19 protein-coding genes and 1 pseudogene are annotated in these 22,074 nt (G+C 69.7%); 10 read left to right on the top strand and 10 right to left on the bottom strand.

Features of this window, described 5'->3' with window-relative positions:
• Positions 1-11: 11 nt before the first annotated feature.
• The 4 genes and pseudogenes from ABFT43_RS21400 to ABFT43_RS21385 all read left to right on the top strand — a co-directional run bounded on the left by ABFT43_RS21400 (position 12) and on the right by ABFT43_RS21385 (position 4,767).
• On the top strand, positions 12-734 hold the full coding sequence (locus tag ABFT43_RS21400) for a beta-phosphoglucomutase family hydrolase (RefSeq protein ID WP_347962277.1): 723 nt from the start codon (positions 12-14) through the stop codon (positions 732-734).
• Positions 731-3,082 carry a glycoside hydrolase family 65 protein gene (locus ABFT43_RS21395; RefSeq protein ID WP_347962276.1) on the top strand — a complete coding sequence of 784 codons (2,352 nt, stop codon included), beginning with the start codon at positions 731-733 and terminating at the stop codon, positions 3,080-3,082. The genes ABFT43_RS21400 and ABFT43_RS21395 overlap by 4 nt, the downstream gene beginning before the upstream one ends.
• A gap of 56 nt (positions 3,083-3,138) precedes the next feature.
• Positions 3,139-3,792, top strand: a complete 654-nt coding sequence (locus ABFT43_RS21390; protein ID WP_347962275.1) for a HEAT repeat domain-containing protein — start codon at positions 3,139-3,141, stop codon at positions 3,790-3,792.
• Positions 3,786-4,767 (top strand): annotated as a pseudogene (locus ABFT43_RS21385) (HEAT repeat domain-containing protein). The gene ABFT43_RS21390 and the pseudogene ABFT43_RS21385 overlap by 7 nt, the downstream one beginning before the upstream one ends.
• Positions 4,768-4,776: 9 nt before the next feature.
• On the opposite strand, the gene ABFT43_RS21380 reads toward ABFT43_RS21385, so the two are convergent.
• Entirely contained in the window at positions 4,777-5,241 is a 465-nt protein-coding gene (locus ABFT43_RS21380) for a hypothetical protein (protein ID WP_347962274.1), read from the bottom strand.
• Between the two features lie 200 nt (positions 5,242-5,441).
• Between ABFT43_RS21380 and metG the strand changes: the two genes are divergently transcribed.
• From metG to ABFT43_RS21365, 3 genes are read left to right on the top strand one after another with little or no spacing between them, the layout of a single operon-like run.
• The gene (gene metG / locus ABFT43_RS21375; RefSeq protein ID WP_347962273.1) at positions 5,442-7,031 is read left to right on the top strand and encodes a methionine--tRNA ligase; all 1,590 of its coding nucleotides are present in this window, start codon (positions 5,442-5,444) and stop codon (positions 7,029-7,031) included.
• A gap of 15 nt (positions 7,032-7,046) precedes the next feature.
• On the top strand, positions 7,047-8,222 hold the full coding sequence (locus ABFT43_RS21370; RefSeq protein WP_347962272.1) for an aminodeoxychorismate synthase component I: 1,176 nt from the start codon (positions 7,047-7,049) through the stop codon (positions 8,220-8,222).
• Between the two features lie 26 nt (positions 8,223-8,248).
• Positions 8,249-9,484, top strand: a complete 1,236-nt coding sequence (locus ABFT43_RS21365; protein WP_347962271.1) for a sigma-54-dependent transcriptional regulator family protein — start codon at positions 8,249-8,251, stop codon at positions 9,482-9,484.
• Here the strand turns inward: ABFT43_RS21365 and rsmI are convergent.
• Complete coding sequence (gene rsmI, locus ABFT43_RS21360) at positions 9,420-10,322, bottom strand: 16S rRNA (cytidine(1402)-2'-O)-methyltransferase (RefSeq protein ID WP_347962270.1); 903 nt, start codon at positions 10,320-10,322, stop codon at positions 9,420-9,422. The genes ABFT43_RS21365 and rsmI overlap by 65 nt on opposite strands.
• A gap of 38 nt (positions 10,323-10,360) precedes the next feature.
• Here rsmI and ABFT43_RS21355 point away from each other — a divergent pair, with 38 nt between their 5' ends.
• Positions 10,361-11,941 (top strand): dolichyl-phosphate-mannose--protein mannosyltransferase, encoded by a 1,581-nt coding sequence (locus ABFT43_RS21355; protein ID WP_457590210.1) that lies wholly within the window; start codon positions 10,361-10,363, stop codon positions 11,939-11,941.
• A 3-nt stretch (positions 11,942-11,944) separates the two neighbouring features.
• On the opposite strand, the gene ABFT43_RS21350 is transcribed toward ABFT43_RS21355, so the two are convergent.
• From ABFT43_RS21350 to ABFT43_RS21320, 7 genes are all read right to left on the bottom strand, one after another.
• Positions 11,945-13,738 (bottom strand): BCCT family transporter, encoded by a 1,794-nt coding sequence (locus ABFT43_RS21350; protein ID WP_347962269.1) that lies wholly within the window; start codon positions 13,736-13,738, stop codon positions 11,945-11,947.
• Between the two features lie 32 nt (positions 13,739-13,770).
• Positions 13,771-14,145, bottom strand: a complete 375-nt coding sequence (locus ABFT43_RS21345; RefSeq protein WP_347962268.1) for a GntR family transcriptional regulator — start codon at positions 14,143-14,145, stop codon at positions 13,771-13,773.
• Between the two features lie 12 nt (positions 14,146-14,157).
• Positions 14,158-15,402, bottom strand: coding sequence for an arginine deiminase (locus ABFT43_RS21340; RefSeq protein ID WP_347962267.1), 1,245 nt, complete (start codon positions 15,400-15,402; stop codon positions 14,158-14,160).
• A gap of 59 nt (positions 15,403-15,461) precedes the next feature.
• Entirely contained in the window at positions 15,462-16,730 is a 1,269-nt protein-coding gene (locus tag ABFT43_RS21335; protein ID WP_347962266.1) for an MFS transporter, read from the bottom strand.
• Complete coding sequence (locus ABFT43_RS21330; protein ID WP_347962265.1) at positions 16,727-17,830, bottom strand: patatin-like phospholipase family protein; 1,104 nt, start codon at positions 17,828-17,830, stop codon at positions 16,727-16,729. Before ABFT43_RS21330 ends, ABFT43_RS21335 begins: the two co-directional genes overlap by 4 nt.
• Positions 17,831-17,899: 69 nt before the next feature.
• Positions 17,900-18,352, bottom strand: a complete 453-nt coding sequence (gene soxR / locus ABFT43_RS21325) for a redox-sensitive transcriptional activator SoxR (RefSeq protein WP_347962264.1) — start codon at positions 18,350-18,352, stop codon at positions 17,900-17,902.
• Positions 18,353-18,388: 36 nt separating this feature from the next.
• Positions 18,389-19,249: a universal stress protein gene (locus tag ABFT43_RS21320; protein ID WP_347962263.1), complete on the bottom strand. Its 861-nt coding sequence runs from the start codon at positions 19,247-19,249 to the stop codon at positions 18,389-18,391.
• Between the two features lie 204 nt (positions 19,250-19,453).
• Here ABFT43_RS21320 and ABFT43_RS21315 point away from each other — a divergent pair, with 204 nt between their 5' ends.
• Entirely contained in the window at positions 19,454-19,714 is a 261-nt protein-coding gene (locus tag ABFT43_RS21315; RefSeq protein ID WP_347962262.1) for a hypothetical protein, read from the top strand.
• Positions 19,715-19,749: 35 nt separating this feature from the next.
• Positions 19,750-21,225, top strand: a complete 1,476-nt coding sequence (locus tag ABFT43_RS21310; RefSeq protein WP_347962261.1) for a serine/threonine-protein kinase — start codon at positions 19,750-19,752, stop codon at positions 21,223-21,225.
• Positions 21,226-21,261: 36 nt separating this feature from the next.
• On the opposite strand, the gene ABFT43_RS21305 is transcribed toward ABFT43_RS21310, so the two are convergent.
• Complete coding sequence (locus tag ABFT43_RS21305; protein ID WP_347962260.1) at positions 21,262-22,074, bottom strand: protein kinase domain-containing protein; 813 nt, start codon at positions 22,072-22,074, stop codon at positions 21,262-21,264.

Raw genomic sequence — 22,074 nt, 5'->3', positions numbered from 1 at the left:
CGTTGCGAATCGTGTTGGGATTGCCGGATGTGATCACCGTGGCGCTCTTCGACCTGGACGGTGTCCTCACCGAGACCGCCGTGCTCCACCGCAAGGCGTGGAAGAAGACCTTCGACGCGTTCCTGGCCGAGCGGGCCGGGGGCACCGACGCGCCGGGGTTCGTCGAGTTCACCGAGCAGGACTATCTCGATCACGTCGACGGCCGGCCCCGTGAGGACGGTGTTCGCGCGTTCCTCGCCTCGCGCGGTATCACGGATGTCGATGCGCAGACCGTCACCGCGATCGGCGCCAGGAAGAACGACATGTTCCTCGAGAGTCTGGCCGAGGACGGTGGTCAGGCGTACCCGGGTTCGGTGCGATACCTCGAGGCCGCCCGCGACGCCGGGTTGCGCATCGCGGTCGTCACCTCGTCGAAGAATGGAGGACCAGTGCTCGATGCAGCCGACCTGTCGAAGTTCGTCGAGGTCCGCGTCGACGGTATCGACATCGCCGGGCGGGGCCTCGCCGGCAAGCCCGCGCCCGACTCGTATCTGCTCGGCGCCGAGCTGATGGGTGTCCCGCCGGCGCAGGCCGCGGTGTTCGAGGACGCACTCTCGGGTGTGCAGGCCGGTGTCGCAGGCGAGTTCGGCTACGTCGTCGGCATCGACCGGGTCGGCGGCAACCAGGCCGCGGCGATGCGCGCGGCAGGCGCCGACATCGTCGTCAACGATCTCGCGGAGCTGCTGCCGGCATGAGCACCGAACGTAGCCACGGATTCGAGATCCACCCCTGGCAGCTCAAGTGGAGCGGCGGGGTCGACCTCGACATGCTCGGTCGCACCGAGACCCTCTTCGCCCTGTCCAACGGCCACATCGGCCTGCGCGGCACGTTCGAGGAAGGGGAACCGGTCGATCACCCGGGCACCTACCTCAACGGCTTCTACGAGCTACGCGGACTGCCCTACGCCGAGAGCGGCTACGGCTACCCGGAGTCGGGTCAGACCGTCGTGAACGTCACCGACGGCAAGATCATCCGGCTGCTCGTCGAGGACGAGCCGATGGACCTCCGGTACGGCCGTACCGAGGAGCACGAGCGGACCCTGGACTTCCGGACCGGGACGCTGCGCCGGCACACGGTGTGGACCTCGCCGACCGGGCGCACGGTGCGCATCAAGTCCGAACGCCTCGTCTCGTTCACCAAGCGCACCATCGCCGCGATCCGCTACGAGGTGGAACCGATCGGCGAGGACATGAAACTCGTGCTGCAGTCCGACCTGCTCGCGAACGAGCCCGTCCCGCCGCCCGGGAACGACCCGCGTCTGGCGGCCGCGCTCGACGCGCCGCTCGTCTCGGACCTGGCGACCTGCCGCAACTACTGGGGCATGCTGGTGCACCACACCAAGCAGTCCGGTCTGCACATGGCGGCCGGCATGGACCACGAGATCTACTTCCCGGACAAGGCCGACACGTTCATCCGCGCCGACGGCGATCTCGCGCGCCTGACCATCGCGGCCAACGTGCCCGCCGGCAAGAGCCTGACGCTGACCAAGTACATCGGCTACGGATGGTCGGCGCGACGGTCGGTGCCGGCGCTGCGCGCGCAGGTCGACGCCGCGCTCGCGATGGCGATGGAGACCGGCTGGGATTCGCTGAAGGCCGACCAGGTGCGCTACCTGGAGGACTTCTGGCGCGACGCCGACATCGAACTCGACGGCGATCCCGAACTTCAGCAGGCGGTCCGGTTCGCGCTGTTCCACGTGCTGCAGGCCGGTGCCCGCGGACAGTCCCGCGCCATCCCGGCCAAGGGTCTCACCGGCCCCGGCTACGACGGCCACACCTTCTGGGACACCGAGAGTTTCATCCTGCCGATGCTCACCTACACGGTGCCCGCGGCCGCGGGCGAGGAGCTGCGGTGGCGGCACGCCACGATGGACAAGGCGAAGGCCCGCGCCGCCGAGCTCGGTCAGCGCGGCGCGATGTTCCCGTGGCGGTCGATCAACGGCGACGAGTGTTCCGGCTATTGGCCCGCGGGTACCGCCGGTGTGCACGTGTCGGCGGACATCGCCAACGCCACGGCCCGGTATCTGCGCGCCACCAACGACGAGCAGTTCGAGACCGAGTGCGGCGTCGAGCTCCTCGTCGAGACGGCGAGGTTGTTCGCCGGGCTCGGCCATCACGACGTCAACGGGAAGTTCCGGATCGACGGTGTGACCGGCCCCGACGAGTACACCGCGGTGGTCAACAACAACCTGTTCACCAACCTCGCCGCGCAACGGAACCTGCGTGACGCGGTCGAGGCGGTGCAGCGTCGGCCCGATCTCGCCGAGAAGTTCGGGGTGACGACCGCGGAGGCCGCGCACTGGGAGGCGTGCGCCGACGACATGACGATCCCGTACGACGAACGTCTCGGCGTGCACCAGCAGTGCGAGTCGTTCACGCTGCTGGGCGCCTGGGACTTCGAGTCGTCGGTGGGCAAGTATCCGCTGCTGCTGAACTATCCGTACTACGACCTGTATCGCAAGCAGGTCGTGAAGCAGGCGGACCTGGTGTTCGCCACCTACCTCTTCGGCGACTCGTTCACGCCGGAGCAGAAGCTGCGAAACTTCGACTACTACTACCCGATCACGGTCCGCGACTCGTCGCTGTCGGCGTGCTGCGAGGCGGTCACCGCCGCCGAGGTCGGCTACCTGGACCTGGCCTACGACCTGCTGGCCGAGTCCGTGTTCACCGACCTGCACGACCTGCACAACAACGTCAGCAGCGGACTGCACATCGCCGCGCTGGCGGGGGCGTGGATGGACTGTGTGGCCGGCTTCGGCGGCATGCGCGACTTCGGCGGGAACATCACGTTCGCGCCGCGACTGCCGAACCGGTTGACCTACCTGTCCTTCCGCATGATCGTGCGCGGGTCGAAGATCGTCGTCGCGGTGGACAAGGAGCAGGCCACCTACCGGCTGCTGTCCGGTCCGCCGATCGAACTCGCGCACCACGGGGAGAAGTTCACGCTCGGCGAGACGCCGGTGACGATGAAGATCCCCGACATCGAGTACCGGGAGCCGCCGAAGGCGCCGCCCGGCTGCGAGCCCTACCGGCGCGAGATCTGAGGTATTGACCTTCGCACCGTGTCAAGGTCTTGGGTGGGTGACGAGGAGGTGCACCCATGGATCACCGAACACCCACCACCCGATCGCTCGAGGTCGCGCTCGGCGCACCCGACCCGTCGACGCGGCTGCGTGCGGCGATGGCCGCCGGGACGCAGCCGGACCCGGGGCTCGTCGACGCCCTCGTCGCGCGGTTCGGCGTCGAACCGGACTTCTTCGTGCGGGACATGCTGACCTGGGCACTGACCCGGCTGCCGGCCGAGGTCACCGTCCCGCAGCTCGTCGCCGCGCTGGAAGCCGATGTGCCGCAGACGCGGAGCCAGGCCCTGCACACCTTGTCGAAGATCGGGGATCGCGCGGCCTGGCCGTCGATCACCGCGGCACTGCTCCACGACGACGATGCCGAGGTCGCGCGTGCGGCATGGCGGGCCGCGGTGGTCCTCGTCCCGCCGGGTGAGGAGACCGCTCTCGCAACGGAGTTGGCCACCGAGCTCGGTCGTGGCGACTTCGAGGCGCGTCGCAGCCTCGGCCGGGCACTGGCCGCGCTCGACGACCCCGCCCGCGAGGCGCTGATGCGGGCGCGGTCGCATCCCGAGCCCGAGGTGCGCGCGCACGCGGAGGCGACGCTTCGGCTGCTCGACGATCCGGACAGCGACTTCGCGCATGAGCTGGACCTCGCGACGACCACCCGGAACCGGGGCGGCCCATGCTGATCGGCGAGGTGGCGCGGCGTTCGGGTGTGAGCAACCGGATGCTGCGCCACTACGACTCCCTGGGCCTCGTCCGGCCGACCGGCCGCACCACGGGCGGGTACCGCGAATACTCCGACGCCGACCTCGAACGTCTCGTACAGGTGGAAAGCCTTCGGTCGCTGGGTCTTTCGCTGCGCGACGTCGCGCGCGCTCGACGACCCGGCCTTCTCCCCAGAGGAGCTGACCGACCGGCTGATCCGTGAGACGCAGGCCCGGATGGCCGCCGACACGATGTTGCTCGCGCGGCTCCGGCAGATCCGGTCGGCACGGCCGGAAGACTGGCCGACGGTGCTCGACGTGGTCGGACTGCTGCGCGGCGTGCGTTCGGAACACGCCGCGCACCGCCAGCGGGCCGCGTTGCGCGCCAACGAACTCGGGGTGCCGGGAGAGCCACTGGCCGAGGCCCTGCTGGTCGAATCCGACGCGAATGTCGCGGGCGCGCTGCGGTGGGCACTCGCCCAGCTCCCGGATTCGCTCGGCCCCCTGCTCTCCGGAGCGGCAGAGGACGATCCGCTGATCCGGCGCCGGGCGGTCGCCGCACTCGCCCACGTCGACGACGCCCGCGCGGTCCGCACGCTCGAGGAGGCGCTGACCGACACCGATCCCGTCGTGCGACGGACCGCGGCGTCGGCACTGGGCCGTCTGGGCCGCGAACCCGCCGTACCCGCACTCGTCGAACTGATCGCGGCCGGGGACGGCGACGTCGAGGCCGCAGAGATCCTCGCCACGTTCGGCGACGGCCGGCGGATCGTCGGCGTGCTCGTCGACAGGCTCGGCGACGACCCCGACCCCGCGGTCCGGCTGCGGCTGGTGCAAGCACTGGCCGAATTCGCCGCAGACGCGGCGTCGCCGGCACTGGAACGGCTGACCGCCGATCGGGACGAGACGGTCAGCCGAACGGCGCACTACATCCGGGAACGGAGCCGAAAGGGGTGAGGTGCCGGCCTACCTCGGTGCGCACCAGCTCGGCGAGCAGTTCAGCTGCGAACGGACGACCCATTCCTTCTTCGACGGCGGAAGCACCCGCCGAGGCTTGGCCGCGCCCGGGGAGCGGTCGACGCGGCTGTTCACCGTCATCCAGCCGCCCTCGTACCTCTTGCTCACCATCTGCGAACCACCTCGGCACGGGGTCACCTTGGTCACCCGGACCTGCGTGAACGTCACCTGGTAGGACTGCTCGTAACCGGCCGCACCGCCCCGCGCCTTGCGCCACGGCGACGCATTCGCTCGGTGTCGGGGGCCGGAAACCGGCACCACCTGTCCGGGCGCGAGCGCCCGGGCACACGATTCGCGGTCGGTCCAACCATCGACGGGAACCGCATGCGCATCACTGACGTCCGTCAACGACAGCGTTCCCGCCGCGAGCACCGCTCCGACGACGACCGACAGACGACGAAAACCCGACCTCACAACAACCTCCCCGACCGATCCGACCGGCTCGCCCAGCCGGATCACTCACAACGGACAGGGCACGCTAACACGGCATTTGCGACACTGCTGTCCGTGCCGGACGTGCACCGATGTGATCTGCACCGGTTGTGATCGGCCCGACCCGCAATCGACACGCGATTGGCTGAGGCGCACCGCCGGTCGGTACTCTGTGGATCACTATGGCACCCGATCTGACCAGCCCTGATCTGTCCGGTACGGCCGCTTCCGGCACCTCCCACGGTGCGGGCCGCCCGTACTACGTCACCACCGCGATCGCCTATCCCAACGGCGCACCGCACATCGGGCACGCCTACGAGTACATCTCGGCCGACGCCCTGGCCCGGTTCAAGCGCCTCGACGGCTTCGACGTCCGGTTCCTCACCGGCACCGACGTGCACGGGCAGAAGATGCAGCAGACCGCGGTGGCCGAGGGCATCCCGACCGCGGAGCTCGCCGACCGCAACTCCGACCGCTTCCAGGCCCTGCAGGAACGTCTCGGCTCGAGCTTCGACCGCTTCATCCGCACCTCCGACGAAGACCACAAGCGGGCCTCGCAGGAACTGTGGCGCCGGATGACCGAGCGCGGCGACATCTACCTCGACAAGTACTCCGGCTGGTACGACGTCCGCGACGAGGCCTTCTATGCCGAGTCCGACACCGTCGTGAACGAGGCCGGCGAGCGCATCGCCAAAGACACCGGCCACGTGCTCACCTGGACCGAGGAGGAGACCTACTTCTTCCGGCTCTCGGCCTACCAGGACAAACTCCTCGAGCTGTACGAGTCGCGGCCGGACTTCATCGGCCCGGACGTCCGGCGCAACGAGGTCATCAGCTTCGTCAAGGGCGGCCTCACCGACCTGTCGGTCTCACGCACCACCTTCGACTGGGGTGTCCCGGTCCCCGACCACCCCGAACACGTCATGTACGTGTGGGTCGACGCGCTCACCAATTACCTCACCGGCGCCGGGTTCCCCGACGACCCACAGACCCTCGAGCGGTACTGGCCGGCCGACCTGCACATCATCGGCAAGGACATCATCCGGTTCCACTGCGTGTACTGGCCCGCCTTCCTGATGAGCGCCGGCATCGAACTGCCCAAGCGGGTGTTCGCGCACGGCTTCCTGTTCAACAAGGGCGAGAAGATGTCGAAGTCGGTCGGCAACGTCGTCGACCCGGAGAACCTCATCGACGAGTTCGGCCTCGACCCGGTGCGCTACTTCTTCCTGCGCGAGGTCTCCTACGGCCAGGACGGCTCGTACTCGGCCGAGGCGATCGTCTCGCGGATCAACTCCGACCTGTCCAACGAGTTCGGCAACCTCGCCCAGCGCACCCTGTCGATGATCGGCAAGTACTTCGACGGCGCGGTCCCGCAACCGGGTGAGCTCACCGACGTCGACAAGACGCTGCTCGAGCGGGCCGACGGGCTGCTGCCGCAGGTCCGGGCACACTTCGACAACCAGGCGATCCATCTCGGGCTCGAGGCGCTGTGGTCGACCCTCGCCGAGACCAACCGGTACATCTCGTCGCAGGAGCCGTGGAAGCTCGCCAAGACCGACCTCGAGCGCACCGGCACCGTCCTCTACATCTGCGCCGAGGTCGTGCGCATCGTCGCGTTGCTGGCCCAGCCGGTGATGCCGGAGTCGACCGGCAAGATCCTCGATCTGCTCGCCGTCGGCGACGATCGTCTGTTCACCGCGGTCACCACGCGGCTGGCGCCCGGTACCCCGCTGCCCAAACCGTCCCCGGTGTTCCCGCGCTACGAGAACTGACCGACCCCGCCGCACATGGCCGCGCCTGCGCTCGACGTCCTCCGGGTTCTGCATGCCGAGACCCGCGGCCGGGGGCTCCCGCCACCGGCGGCGCTGATCGGTGACTGGCTCGGCGCCGACGCCGTCATCGCGCCCTCGGTCGAGGTGGTGCCCGGGTGCGCACCGCCCGACCGCCCGGACCGGTACTGGTTCGGCTACCTCGGATTCCCGGTGCGGTCGCACGAGTCGGCGCTGCCGCACACCGCGGGCGGCCTGACCGACGGCGTTCTCGTCCTGCGCGACGGCGAGTGGTCCGTCCGCGGCAGTGGCATCCCGGACTGGGCCCGCGCGGCGCTCGACGCGCCGCCGGGTGTCGCCGGGGAACCCACGTCCACCGAATGGTCGGCGCCGCACCGGGACCCGCACCTGGTGGCCGTCGAGCAGTGCCTCGAGGCGATCCGGGCGGGAGAGGTGTACCAGGCATGCGTGTGCACCCGCTTCACCGGGGCGCTCACCGGGACGCCGGTGGATTTCTTCGCCGACCTGGCCGGAGCCACCGTGCCTGCGAAAGCCGCTTTCCTCCAAGGGGATTGGGGTGCGGTGGCAAGTCTGTCGCCGGAGACCTTCCTGCGTCGCACCGGCAACATCATCTCGTCATCGCCGATCAAGGGCACGCTGCCGGCACACGCGGATCCCGATGCGCTGTCGGCGTCGGCGAAGGACATCGCCGAGAACATCATGATCGTCGACCTCGTGCGCAATGACCTCGGGCGCATCGCGGCGACCGGCAGCGTCCGCGTGCCCGAGCTGCTGTCGGTGGTCCCGGCACCCGGTGTGTGGCACCTCGTGTCGACGGTCGAGGCGATCCTGCACCCGCGCACCGGGAACGACGCCGTGCTCGCCGCGACGTTCCCGCCCGCCTCGGTGACCGGCACCCCGAAACTGCGCGCGATGGAGCTGCTCGCCGACTGGGAGGCCGACGCGCGCGGCGTGTACTGCGGCGCGATCGGCGTCGCCGGGCCGGACGGAGCGCTCGACCTCAACGTCGCGATCCGCACGGTCGAGATCTCGCCCGACGGATCCCTCGGACTCGGCGTCGGCGGCGGCATCACCATCGACTCAAACCCGCTCTCCGAGTGGCAGGAGTGTCTCGACAAGGCCGCCAGCATCGTCGACACCAGCACCGATCGGGCGGTCGATCACCGGAGATGATCGGGCATTTCGGTAACATCTCCCTCATGACCATCTCCGTCCAGGCGACCACCGACCTCACGGAGCTCGCCCGGGAGATCAACCGCGACCGCGAGGCGATCATGTCCGGCGCGACGCCACCGCCCCGGTTCGCGGGCGAGGTGGTCGAGTCCTGGAACCGGGTGCAGGCCACCGACCATCCGTCGACCGTCGACGACCATCACCGTGTGTTGATCAGCCGCGAGGAACTCGAGTCGCGGCGCACCGCCAACCCGGTCCGGCACGCCATGGACACGATCAAGCGGGTGTTCGCCGCCTCGGCCGACGACCCGATGATGGCGCTGGGCATCTTCGACACCGACGGCGTGATGCTGTGGCGCGGCGGTTCGCGCACGGTGCTCCCCGAGGCGGACCGGCTCGGACTCGTCGAGGGCAGTCGGTGGGACGAGGATTCGGCGGCGACGACAGCGGTGGGGCTCGCGATCCGCAACCGGCACAGCTGCCGCATCTTCGGCGCCGAGCACTATTCGCGATCGCTGCACGGGCTGTTCTGCACCGCCGCCCCGGTGCACGACCCGCGCACCGGAGAGATGGTCGCGGTCGCCGGACTCGCCGGGCCTGCCATGCACATGCAGCCCGCGGCGTCGACGCTCACCACCGCGCTCGCGGCCCTCGCCGAGCACGAGGTGACCCTCGCCCACCAGCGAACGCTGGCCGAGCTCCGCTATCACAGCTGCGCTCAGCTGGCCGGTCTCCACGGCCCCGGCCTGCTCGTCGACGACGACGGCTGGGTCGCCGAGGGCCGCGGCTGCACCCCGCCGGTGCGCGTCGCCGCGCCCACGCAGGACATGCGCCAGTTCGTGCCGGGGCTCGGCATGTGCGTCGTCGAACGGCTCGGCATGGGATGGCTGGTGCGTCCGGCCGGCCCTGCGGGCCCGGTCGTCGCCGAACTCGACCTCGACGGCGAACCGGCGGTCACGGTCACCGGCGACGGCGATCCGTGGCGCACCGTGCTGACGCCGCGCCACGCCCAGATCCTCCTGTTGCTCTCCGACGCCGGCGAACACGGTCTGACGTCACAGCAGTTGAGCATGATGCTCTTCGGCGACGACAACCACACCGTGAGCGTCCGCGCGGAACTGTCCCGGCTGCGCCGGGTGGTCGGCGCGCTGGTCGCCAGCCGCCCGTACCGGCTGGCGCCGCGCGTCGAGTTGCGGGTCAATCCCGAGCAGCGCTCCGCCTTCGAAGGACCGTCTGGTAGACGTCGCGCCGTGACGCACTAGTCCCGTCGGTCACCGCCGCGCACGCCTCCTTCAACCGCATCCCGCCGGCGACGAGCGCCTCGGCGCGGTCGGCCAGGTCGTCGAGGTCTGCTTCGGCGGCGACCGCTCCCGCGACGACAACGGTGATCTCGCCCCGCACCCCGCCGGCGGCCCACTCGGCGAGTTCGGCGAGCGTCCCACGCCGGACCTCCTCGTAGGTCTTGGTCATCTCACGGCACACCGCGGCACGCCGGTCGGGTCCGAGGATCTCGGCCGCGGCGGTGAGCGTGTCGGCCAGCCGATGCGGCGATTCGAAGAACACCGCGGTGCGGGGCTGGGTCGCCAGTTCGCGGAGCCATTCGGCGCGGGCACCGGTCTTGCGGGGCGCGAATCCCTCGAAGCAGAACCGCTCCGACGGCAGCGCGGACACCGCGAGTGCCGTCGTCACCGCCGACGGGCCGGGCAGCGCGGTCACCGGCAGGCCGGCCTCCGCGCACGCCACGACGATCCGGTAGCCGGGATCGGAGACCGACGGCATGCCGGCGTCGGTGATCAGCAGCACCGTCTCGCCGCCGGCTATCGCCTCCACCAGCCCGGGGGTGCGGGCGGCCTCGACCTGGTCGTAGTAGCTCACCAGACGGCCACCGATCTCGACGCCGAGCGCCGCGGCGAGCGACCGGGCCCGGCGGGTGTCCTCGGCCGCGACGATGTCGGCGGTCTGCAACGCCGCCCGCAACCGCGGGGACGCGTCGTCGACCTGCCCCATCGGTGTGGCGGCCAGCACGAGCCGACCGGTGGTCGGATCGGTTGCGGGGGTCGGCTGGGCGACGGGGTCGTGGTCGGTCTCGGCGGAGTTCATCGTCAGTCAGCTTACGAGGGCCCACTAGGATCGAGCGGGTGACCATCACCGCCGAGCGTGCCACCCGTGTGCCCGCCGGGGTGGAGGCCCCGTCACCGATCCCGCCGCGCCTTGGGCCCGAGGTGCCCGCGCCGCTGTTCGGAGCGCCGGACCGACGCCGCGGACTCCTGGTCGGGCTCGTCATCACCCTGATCGCCGGGATCACCCGCTTTTGGAATCTGGGCCACCCCACCGATCAGGGCACCCCGGTCTTCGACGAGAAGCACTACGTCCCGCAGGGCTGGCAGGTGCTGACCGGCGGCAACTGGATCGAGGACAACCCCGCCTACGGCCTCGTCGTGCACCCGCCGGTCGGCAAATGGATGCTCGCCGCGAGCGAGGCGGTGTTCGGGTACGGACCGCTCGGCTGGCGTGTCGCCCCGGCGATCTCGGGTGTCCTCATCGTCATGCTCGTCTACTGCGCGGTGCGCCGCGTCACCCGGTCCACGCTCGTCGGCGCGATCGCCGGCGTGTTCGCCATCTGCGACGGCGTGCTCTTCGTGCAGTCCCGCATGGGCATGCTCGACATCTTCCAGACACTCTTCGTCGTCGCGGCGTTCGCCGCGCTCATCGCCGATCGCGACCAGGTCCGCGAACGCATGTACCGCGCCTACCTCGAGGGCCGCATCGGCGACAGCAGATTCGGCCCGCGACTCGGGTTCCGCTGGTACCGCTTCACCGCCGGCGTGATGCTGGGTCTCAACTGCGGCACCAAGTGGTCGGGCCTGTACTACGTCGTCTTCTTCACGCTGCTCGCGGTCGGTTTCGACGTCGCCGCCCGCCGTGCGTATCACGTGCAGCGCCCGTGGGTCGGCACGCTGGTTCGCGACGTGATCCCGGCGGGGGCGAGTCTCGCGGTGATGCCCGTCGTCATCTATTTCCTGTGCTACATCCCGTGGTTCAACAGCGAGACCGCGGTCTACCGGTACGAGGAGGGCAACGCCATCGGCACCGGCGGGCCCTGGTCGTGGATCCCCGGTGCGTGGCGCTCGTTCTGGTACTACGAGTCCGGCATTCTCGAGTTCCACTCGGGCCTGACGAACTCGGCCGGAAACCACCATCCATGGGAGTCGAAGCCGTGGACGTGGCCCATGAGCCTCCGGCCGATGCTCTACGCGATCGAGAACGGCCCCGACCAGTGCGGCGCCGGCGAGTGCGTGCGGGCGCAGATGCTGATCGGCTCCCCCGCGCTGTGGTGGCTGTCGCTGCCGATGCTCCTGTGGGGACTGTGGTCGTGGGTCGTGCGCCGCGACTGGCGCTACGCCGCGGTCCTCACCGGATACCTCGCGGGCATCCTGCCCTGGTTCCTCGCCCTCGACCGGCAGATGTACTTCTTCTACGCCACCGTGCTGGCACCCTTCCTGGTGATGGGTCTGGCGCTGTGCTGCGGCGACCTGCTCCGGTCGGCGGCCGCACAGGCCAGACGACGCCCCGAACGACGCGCGCTGGCGCTCATCGTGATCAGCGTCTACGCGGCCCTCGTGGTCACCAACTTCGTGTGGCTGTGGCCTATCCTCACCGCGTCCCCGATCTCACCGGGACTCTGGCGCCAACAGATCTGGCTGCCGAGCTGGGGCTGAACCTCAGGCCGGCGAGCCGTCGCGGTCCGGGGCGTCGTCCGCCACGCTCACCGGTACCTCATCCGCCTGATCCCCGTTCGCCTGTTCGATGATCTCCGGTTCGATCTTCTCGAGGTGCCGGATCGCGTCCGGGTCGATTGCCTCGAGCTCACCGGTCGCGATCGCCGCGGCCTGGTCCCGGACATGCTCGTCGACCCGTGCCGTCAGCACGGTCCGCGAGACGATGAGCGGATCGTGCCGCAGGTCGAGGTAAAGCGACAGGCACATGCCGATCATGACCAGCACGAACGGCAGCGCAGCGATGATGGCCATCGTCTTGATGCCCTCCAGCGCGTCGTCACCGCTGATCGCCAGCAGCAGTGCGGCCACCACACCGGTCAGCACACCCCAGAACACGGTGAGCAGCCGGGAGGGTTCCTCCGCGCCGCGCTGCGACAGCGTGCCCATCACCAGCGACGCGGAGTCGGCGCCGGAGACGAAGAAGATCGCCACGAGCACCATCACCAGAGCCGATGCGAAACCGAACCACGGCAGGTTCGCGAGCACGTCGAACAGGGTGTCCTCACTGGCGTCGTTCGCGGCGTCGAAGTCCAGCACGCCGGTCATCTGCTCGCGGATGGCGGTTCCGCCGAACACGCAGAACCAGACCAGCGACACCGTCGTCGGGACGACCATGACGCCGACGACGAACTCGCGGATCGTGCGGCCACGGCTGATCTTGGCCAAGAACAGCCCGACGAACGGGGTCCACGACACCCACCACGCCCAGTAGAAGATGGTCCAGTCGGCGAGCCAGTCCTGCGCCGCCTCCCCGGCCACGGTGGCATCCGAACGCGCCGCGTAGGTCGTCAGATCGGTGGCGTAGGCGCCGAGCGTGGTCGGCAGCAGGTTGAGGATGAAGATGGTCGGGCCGACGACGAACACGAACACCGCGAGCACCACGGCCAGCACCATGTTGATGTTCGACAACCACTGGATACCGCGGGCGATGCCCGACACCGCCGACGCCACGAACGCGGCGGTCAGGATCGCGATGATCCCGACCAGCAGCAGCTTGGTGGGTTCGTTGACCCACCCGACCTTGTCGAGCCCGGAACCGATCTGCAGCGCGCCGAGGCCCAGAGAGGCGACGGTGCCGAACAACGTCGCGAAGATCGCGAGGATGTCGATCACCTTGCCCGCCGGGCCGTTCGACACCCGCGCGCCGAACAGTCGCTCGAAAACCGAGCTGATCAGCTGCGTGCGTCCGAGCCGAAAGGTGCTGTACGCCAGCGCCAGTCCGACCACCGCATACATCGCCCAGGGATGAAATCCCCAGTGGAACATGGTCGTTGCCATCGCCGCGCGGATGTCGTCGGCACCGATCTCCGGCGGCGGGCTCACGAAGTGGAAGAGCGGTTCGTAGGCGCCGAAGAACATCAGGCCGATACCCATTCCGGCGCTGAACATCATCGCAATCCAACTGATCGTGCGGTACTCGGGCTTCTCCCCGTCACGTCCGAGCGGGATGCGTCCGTACTTGGACACCGCGAGCCACACGGCGAATATCACGAAACCCGTTGCGGCCAGGATGAACAGCCATCCCAGGTTGGTGGTGATCCACCCGAGTGCATCGGCACTGGTCGAATTGAGGCTGTCGGAGTCCGCGATTCCCCAGAGGACGAAGGCGATGACGATGAGCGCAGTGATCGAGAACACCGCCGGATCGAGTCGTGCCCGATCAGGCCGCCTCCCCAGACTGCGCCCACGCCCGGTGGCAGACCCACGATCAGAAGGCACGATCTGTTCACTTGTCATGGGTCCACCAAAGCAATGTCGGTGGGGACAATTCAAGTCCTGCCCAGCGCCCGCCTCACCAGTTCGACGGCCGTCTCGTCGTCGAGCCCCAGCTCACGGGTGGTCTCGACATAGCGCTTGGCGGCCGCGAAACCCGCATCATAAGCGTCGTTACGGCCGGCCTTGATGAACGATCCCTGACGACCGCGGGTCTCGATGACCCCGGCCGCCTCGAGTTCGCGATAGCTGCGCGCGACGGTGTTGGCCGCCAGGTCGAGGTGCGACGCGAGCGCCCGCACGGTCGGCAGCCGTTCGCCGGCGAGCAGGGTGCCGTCGGCGATGAGGTCGATGATGCGCAGCCGCACCTGTTCATAGGGCGGCCGGTCGGAGTCCGGGTCGATCCGCAGATGCGACAACAACGAGCTCATCCTGTGCTTACCTCACAACAGATCTCGTGCCAGCGGGCACGACATGCATCGGGGTCCGCCGCGCCCCGAGCCGAGTTCGCGGCCCTCGATCTCGATGACCTCGATCCCCGAATCGCGGAGTCGCCGATTGGTTTCCACGGTTCGGTTGTAGGAGACCACGACGCCCGGCGCCAGGGCCAGCGTGTTGTTCCCATCGTCCCACTGTTCGCGTTCGGCCGTGACAGGATCGAGTCCGGTGTCGATGACCCGCAACTTCTCGATGCCCATCGCCTCCGCCGCGGCCTCGACGAAGGGCCGTTCGTTGCCGACGTGAACGGTGTCGGTGTCGACATCGTGTTCCAGCGTGAACGCGGTCATGTGGTCACGGATGTTGGGGTACATCACCACCGCATCGACGTCGACCATCGTGCATACGGTGTCGAGATGCATGAACGCGCGCCGCTGCTCGATCGGCACGGCCAGCACGGTGTGGGCGAGATGGTCGTCGAAAAGGCTGCGCGCCAACGCCTCTGCGCCCGCGGGTGTGGTCCGCTCGCCCACCCCTACCGCGACGACGCCGGGCGCGAGGAGCAGCACGTCGCCGCCCTCGACCGGGGCCACCTGCGACTCGTAGGCGCGGCGGGCACCGGTGAACCGCGGGTGGTGCGCGTAGATCAGGTCGGTGAGCGAGGTCTCGCGGGCCCGGGCGGGCAGGGCGAGAGACGTGATCGCGAACCGCGACCCGATCCAGAACGAGCTGTCGCGGGTGAACAGCAGGTTGGGCAGCGGCTCGATCGCGAACTCCGGCCCGTGGTGCATGCGCCGCACGAGCGAGGATCGTTCCGCGGACGGGGTGATCGGCAGTTCGTCGAAGGTCATTCCCGCGGTGAGGACGTGCGCCAGTTCGGCCGGCGGGAGGCCTCTCAGGTGCTTGGCGAGGTCCTCGGCGAGGTGCGCGCCGAGACGGCGCGGACTGACCGCGGCGGCGATGCCCTGGATGCGGGCGGCGCCGCTGTGCGCGATCGTCTCGGTCAGCAGGTCGCCGAGCAGGTAGACGTCGACGCCGCGGTCGCGCAGCACCTGGGCGAACGCGTCGTGTTCCTCCTGCGCGCGATCCACCCACGGGATGCCGTCGAAGAGCAGCTGATCGCTGTTGCGCGGGGTCAGGCGGCGCAGTTCATCGCCCGGACGGTGCAGCATCACCGCACGCAGCGTTCCGACCTCCGAGTTCGCGCCGAGCTGGTAGTCCCACTCATCGGGCTGCACTTCACGCGTCATCGCTCAACCGTAATTCGTTCCGGCGCCCTCGCACATCACCTCACGCCGAGGTGTCGCTCTCAGCCTCCACGTCGGCGCTCGCCCGGTGAGCGATCACCGAGGGCGTCGTCGGTGGACGCCTCGGGCTCCGCCGGCGTCAGGATGGGTCCGTGCCCGACGATCGCCGGCGCGGTCTCGCGGGCGAACAGCCACGCGACGAGCGCGACGCCCGCCACCACGCCGGTCAGGATGAACGCGGGACCGAAACCCACCCGGTCGGCGACGAAGCCGACGATGACGGGCCCGGTGACCGCCCCCAGGTCCGACGACATGCCGAACGCGGCGAGTGCCGATCCGCCCTGCTGCCGGTTGCCGAGGACGTCGGCGAGTGCGGCCTGGTGCGTCGGGGCGAAGAGCCCGGAGCCGACGCCGGCGAGCACCGAGAGGCCGAGCGCGACAGCGACGTTGGGAGAGAAGCCGAGTGCGACGGTGGCGATGACGGTGATGGTGAGACCGGGCAGCATGATCGGCCGGCGGCCGAACCGGTCGGACAGGCGGCCGGCGATCAGGATGGCGAGGACGTTGCCGCCGGCGTATACGGCCAGCACGATTCCGGCCATGCCCGCCCCGGCGTCGAGGCCCTCGGTGATGAACAGCGGGACGACGGCGACCCGCACGCCCATCGACGCCCACCCCTGCGTGAAGTTGGACAACAGGATCGCGCGGTATCCGCTGTCGCGCAGCGCGGTCCGGAATCCGATGAGCCCCGCGGTCGGCTCCTCGGCCTGGTCCGGCGCGATCACCTCGCGCAGCTGGGTGGCGACGACCGCGGATGCCAGCAGGAGCGCGGCGGCGTACACCACGAACGGCACCCGCAGGCCGAAACCGACCAGCGCGGCGCCGATCAGCGGGCCGGTGATGGAGCCGACGAGGAAGCCCGCCGAGAACAGCCCCGACACACGGCCGCGGATGTCGGCGGGCGCCATCCGGATGAGCAGCGCCATCGCGGAGATGCTGAACATCGTCGACCCGATGCCGCCTGCCGCGCGGAAGACCAGCAATTGCCAGTACGAGTGCGCGAAGGCACAGGCCAAGGTGCTGGCGGCGACGATGAGCAGTCCGGTGAGGTAGATCCGTCGCTCGCCGAAGAGCGTCACCAGCCGACCGCTGGTGGGCGCGAACAACAGCCGCATGACGGCGAATGCCGAGACCACCGCGGTGGCCGCGGTGAACGACACGTTGAACGTCCGCGCGAACGACGGTAGGGCCGGCGCGATGAAGCCGTAGCCGAGTGCGATGACGACGTTCGCCGACAGCAGCACCCAGATGCCGCGTGGGATTCTCCTCATGGCGTCTCGGGGAGTTCGTCGAGGGCCTTGGCGGTCAGCTCGCGGCCCAGTTCGATCATCTCGGTCGCCTTGTGGAAGTCGAGGGTGCGCACCGCGCGCCGCGGTACCCGGATCAGGATGTCGGGCGGATACCCCGCGACCTGATAGCGCGTCAGCGCATCCGACATGATGTCGAGCGAGCGGCTCAGCACCTCCACGCGACCCATCCGATACCTGTCCTCACCAGTCTTCTCCTCACCGGTCCTCTCAGGGCCGGTCCGCCCCGGACCCACCGCACCGGAATCGACGACGACCGCACCGTCGGTGTCCCCGGCCACCGCGGCGACCTCGGCGGCGCCTTCGGCCCCGCCGCCGGCGGACCGCTCACTGTCGGTTGCGGCGCCGCCGGATGCCGTGCTGTCGGATGCCGTGCTGTTGGACGGGCTGTCGGACCCGTCCAGGCCGAACCGCTCGCGGACCGAGCGCACGTTGTCGAGGATGGGCTCGACGTTGCGGCGCAGCAGGCCCTTGGTCTTGGGCTGTCGACTCGCGCCGGTCTCGGGTCCGCCGTCGGAACCGAGGATCACCCCGATGGTCACGTCGCTGGGGACACCCGAGGTCGGCGCGACGGGCAGCGGGTCGAGGATGCCGCCGTCGGCGAGCAGACGGCCGTGGTGCTCGTGCGGGCTGATGACGCCGGGGATCGCGATCGAGGCGCGCAGGGCGTCGACGAGCTCACCGTGCTGGAACCACACCGCCCGACCGGTGGTGAGGTCGGTGGCGACCGCGGTGAACGGCGTCGCGAGATCCTCGATCCTGGTGTCGCCGACGATCTCTCGCACACGCGAGAGGATGCGTTCGGCGCCGATCACGCCGGGCTTGGAGAGCGACACGTCGAGCAGACGCACGACGTCGAGCTGGGTGAGTCCGGAAATCCACTCGACATAGTCGTCGAGCCGGTCCGCGCAATAGAGGCCGCCGACGAGCGCACCCATCGACGACCCGGCGACCGTGACGATCTCGAAGCCACGCGCCCGGAGTTCCTGGATCACGCCGATGTGGGCGTAGCCGCGAGCCCCACCACTTCCCAGTGCCAGCGCCACTCGCGACGGTCGAGCCATGCGCCAACCCTACCGCCGGGCTCCGACCCGACCGGTCGGCGCCCGCGACCCGCCCCTGGGACCCAGGCCTCAGTCGTCGTCGGTGATCAGGCGCCGCGGTCCCGGACCGAGCTTGTTGAGTTCGTCCTCCGGGTTGAGGAGGTGGCACTCGCCGAGCGACAGGCAGCCGCAGCCCACGCAGGAGCCGATGAGGTCGCGCATCTTCTCCAGCAACTCGATGCGGTGGTTGATGTCGTCGATCCACCGTTTCGACGCGGCCTCCCACATGGCCTTCGACGGGGACTCGTGGTGGCCGAGTTCGGCGAGCACCTCGCCGATGACCGACAGCGGGATGCCCGCGACCTGGGAGGCGCGGATGAACGCCACGCGCCGCAGCATGGCGCGGTGATACCGGCGCTGGTTGCCGGCGGTCCGGCGACTGAAGATCAGCCCCTGGTCCTCATAGAACCGGACCGCCGACGGCGCGATACCCGCGCGCTGCGCGAGCTCGCCGACCGAGAGCTCGAGTCTCTTCAGGCTCATGCCTCGATGGTAGGCACCGTCAGAGAACTCGGCTGATCACTTGCGCACCACCAGCACCGGGCATTCGGCCTGGTGGATGACCTTCTGGCTGGTCGAGCCCAACAGCAGGCCGCGGAACCCGCCGCGACCGCGGCTGCCGACGACGAGGAGCTGTGCGTCCTTCGCGGCGTCGAGCAGCGCCTTCGCGGGCTCCTCCGGCAGCACGCGTCGCTCGACGCGGACGTCCGGGTAGTCCTGCGAGTAGCCGGCGAGCCGCTCGGCCAGCACCTCGACCGATTCCTGGGTCATCCGTTCGACCTCTTCACGGCTGATGCCGTAGCCGTGCAGCGCGTCGGCGTCCAGCGGCGTCCAGGTGTGGACGGCGACGAGCGGCGCGTTGCGCAGGGAGGCCTGTCGGAACGCCTCGGCCACCGCGGCGTCGCTGATCGGCGAACCGTCGACACCGACGATGATCGGGCCGGTGTCGGATCCGTCGCCGGCGACGATCGCCACGCGACCGTGCGCGTGCGCGGCGACGTTGATGCTCACCGAGCCGAGGAACAGACCCTTGACGCTGCCGAGATGACGCGTGCCGACGGCGATCATCGCGGCGTCCTTGCCGAGTTCGAGCAGCACTCGGGCGGCGTCCCCGTCGACGATCGACGTGGTCACCGAGACGTTCGGCGCCGCCTGCTTGGCCACATCCGCCGCCGCGTGCACGGCATCTGACGCGTCCTGGCGGATCGCGTCGATGACCTCCTGCGGGATGATCAGACCCGGCGCGTAGTCACTGGTGCTCGCGTCGTAGGCGCTGACGATCTTGAGGTCGACGTTCTCCGCGGCGGCGGCCTTCGCGGCCCAGCGGACCGCGCGCGTGGCAGCTTCCGAACCGTCCACTCCGACGAGTATCGCGTTCATGTCCCTCGCTCATCTCCTTTGACGACGGGGCTCGGTCGGAACCCTCGATTCCATCCTGCTCCCCGTGCGGAGCAGCGGCAATGAGTATTTGGTCCTTCTCGTCGGTGGCGCCGACGGCCCGAATACGGCGTGTACCGTGGACTCACCATGACCTCGAGGCACCCGTCACCCCAACCGCGGAACGGCGGCAACGATTTTCGCGAGATGGCGACCCACGTCGCCATCACCGTGGTGTTCGGTCTCGCCCTGGTCGTCGTCGCCCTCTTCTCGTCGTCCCCGCTGGACACCGCGCTCATCGTCGCCGCGCCGGTCGTCGTCCTCGTCGGTGCGGTGTCGATGCTCGTGCGGACCTACCGCGTCTACAAGCGCAACGGGCGATGGCAACTGTGGCAGGGCGGTTCGTGGTTTCTGCTCTGCTATTTCGTGGTGATCCTGTTCGCCTCGGCGCCCGCTCTGGTCGAGTAGGATCGAACACCCACACGACAGGTGAGGGAGCGACCGTGTCCTTCGATGCCACTCGCGGCGACCACCTCGCCCCCGGCACCGTCCTGGCCGGCCATCGCATCGAACGGGTCCTCCGCCGGCGCGCACCGGCCACGCTGTACCGCGCGGTCCCCGTGGCACCCGGTACCCCGCAGCCCGCCCCGATGGTCCTGACGGTCGTCGACCGCGCGCGCTCGGTCGAGCCGGCATTCCGTGACTGGTTCTTCCGCTCCACCGAATCGGCCGGGGCGACGACCCATCCCGCACTCGCCCGCATCATCGGACACGGTTTCGCCGACGGCCATCTGTGGGCGGCCACGGAGCCGGTGCCGACCATCGACGCCGCCGGACTGCTGCACCGCCATCGCGACGGCATCGACGTGGATCTCGCGGTCGGGATCGTCCGGGTGGTCGGTGAGGCCCTCGACGCGGCACATCGCCGACGGCTCGTCCACGGCGGGCTCACCATGTCGGACATCCTTCTGCACACCGGCACCGAACCGCGCGTCGACGATGTCTCGTCACCCGGTGTGGTCACGGTGTGCGGATTCGGCCTCGCGCCACCGCCGGACGGCGAGCACACACCTCGCCCCGACACCGATGTCGCCGGACTCGCACGGGTTCTCGTCGAGATGCTGACCGGAACCGGTTCCGTTGCCCGCCATCGTGTTTCGGAGGCCGTGTCCCCGGCGTTCGGAGCAGTGCTGTCGCGTGCGCTCGATCCCCGCCCCGATCATCGCCACCGGACGTGTTCCGAGTTCGTCCGGGCCGCCGACCTCGCCCTGCATCTCACCCGGCCCGACGGCGAGCCGGCCACCGAGGTCATGTCGACGACGAGACCCGCTGCTGTACAGCAGGATTCTCCGACGCCGAAGGTCTTCCAGCCGGTCGGCAACCCGGGTCGGTCCACCGAGATCGTCGCCGCACGGCGGCCATCGGCGCGGCCCCCGGTGTCCCGGTCGGGTTCGTCCCATCGTTCACACCGTGGTTCGGGACGCGGCCGGCTCGTCCCTCTGCTGGTCGCCGCCGTCGTGGTGGCCGTCTGCGTGGGCGCGGTCGTGCTCGTCGGGGCCCGCAATTCGCCCGCGCCGTGGCCGGAGCCGGTCGCGCCGATCGCCGATGCCTTTCCCCGATTGCTCCCCGACTCCCCCGACGGCGCCGGCTGGCGCGATGCGTCGTGCCGGGCCGTCTCCCACGAGGGCGTGGTCGGCATCTCGTGCACCGACGTCGAGGATCTCACCTACGTGGTCTGGGACACGGCTGCGCCGGGCGCCCGGGAGACGGTGACCGCCTCGCTGAAGGGATATCCGGGCGATGCGATCAAGTGGCGGGACGGACCGGCGTCGGCGAGTCGCGACAGCGTGGCGGACGGCTGGCTGGTGACGAATTTCGTTGCGCCCGTCCACCAGCAGTTCACGGTCGTCACGAGGTGGCCCGGTCACTCGGGCCGGGAGATCCTCGACGCCTGGTGGCGCACCGCACCCCTCGGCTGAGTTTTCACGCCCATGGGGGTGGTCCCGCGGTGCCCGTCAGCGGCCCCGCAGGGCGTCGATGCGTTCGGCGACCTCGAGCGCGGTCGCCGGCCGGCTGCCCGCCAGCGCGAGACAGTCGGCGACCAGCGTGCGCTCTTCGTCGGAGAGTTTCTCCGAGAGCCTCGGTGGGGTCGACAGCGCCGCGCGGATCGCCAACAGCGGCTGGGCGTCGGGCACCTCGCCGTAGACGCCCTCGTCGGACAGTGCGCGGTGCAGGCAGGCTCCCACCGACCAGATGTCGGTGGCACGCGACGGCAGGTCACCGGCGAGCAGCGCCGGGTCCATGTACTGCACCGCACCGGGCTGGGCGAAGCTGGTGATCGGCTCGTCGGCGGCGAGTACCCGGGCGAGGCCGAGATCAGAGATCTTCCCGCCGGCCTCGGTGACCATGATGCTCGACGGCGTGATGTTCGCGTGTGCGATGCCGGCCTCATGCAACGCATGGACCCCGCGCGCGGCGTCGGCGATCGCCGCGAGACGCTCGTCGCGGCCGAGCGGGCGCGTCGGCGACGCCAGCGACCCGAGTGGGAAGTACTCCATCGCATACATGAACCGGCCCTGCAGGATCGCGTCGTACAGCGCCGCCAGATACGGCGAGGCGACGGCCGCGAACGCGCGCAACTCGCGCACCCCGCGGCGGTAGGCGTCGTCGCTGCACACGCCGCTGAACACCTTGAGCACCACGCGATCTGTGGCCAGCCCGAGACGGACCGGGGGCACGGCGAGGTAGAAGGTCCCGTTGCCGCCGACCCCGAGCTTGCCGAGCACGGTGAAATCCGCCAGCTGACGCGGGATCTCGAGTGTGGCCAT

It is taken from the genome of Gordonia aurantiaca (assembly GCF_039939235.1).
Classification (GTDB): Bacteria; Actinomycetota; Actinomycetes; order Mycobacteriales; family Mycobacteriaceae; genus Gordonia.
This window is presented reverse-complemented; position numbering and strand designations above follow the sequence as displayed.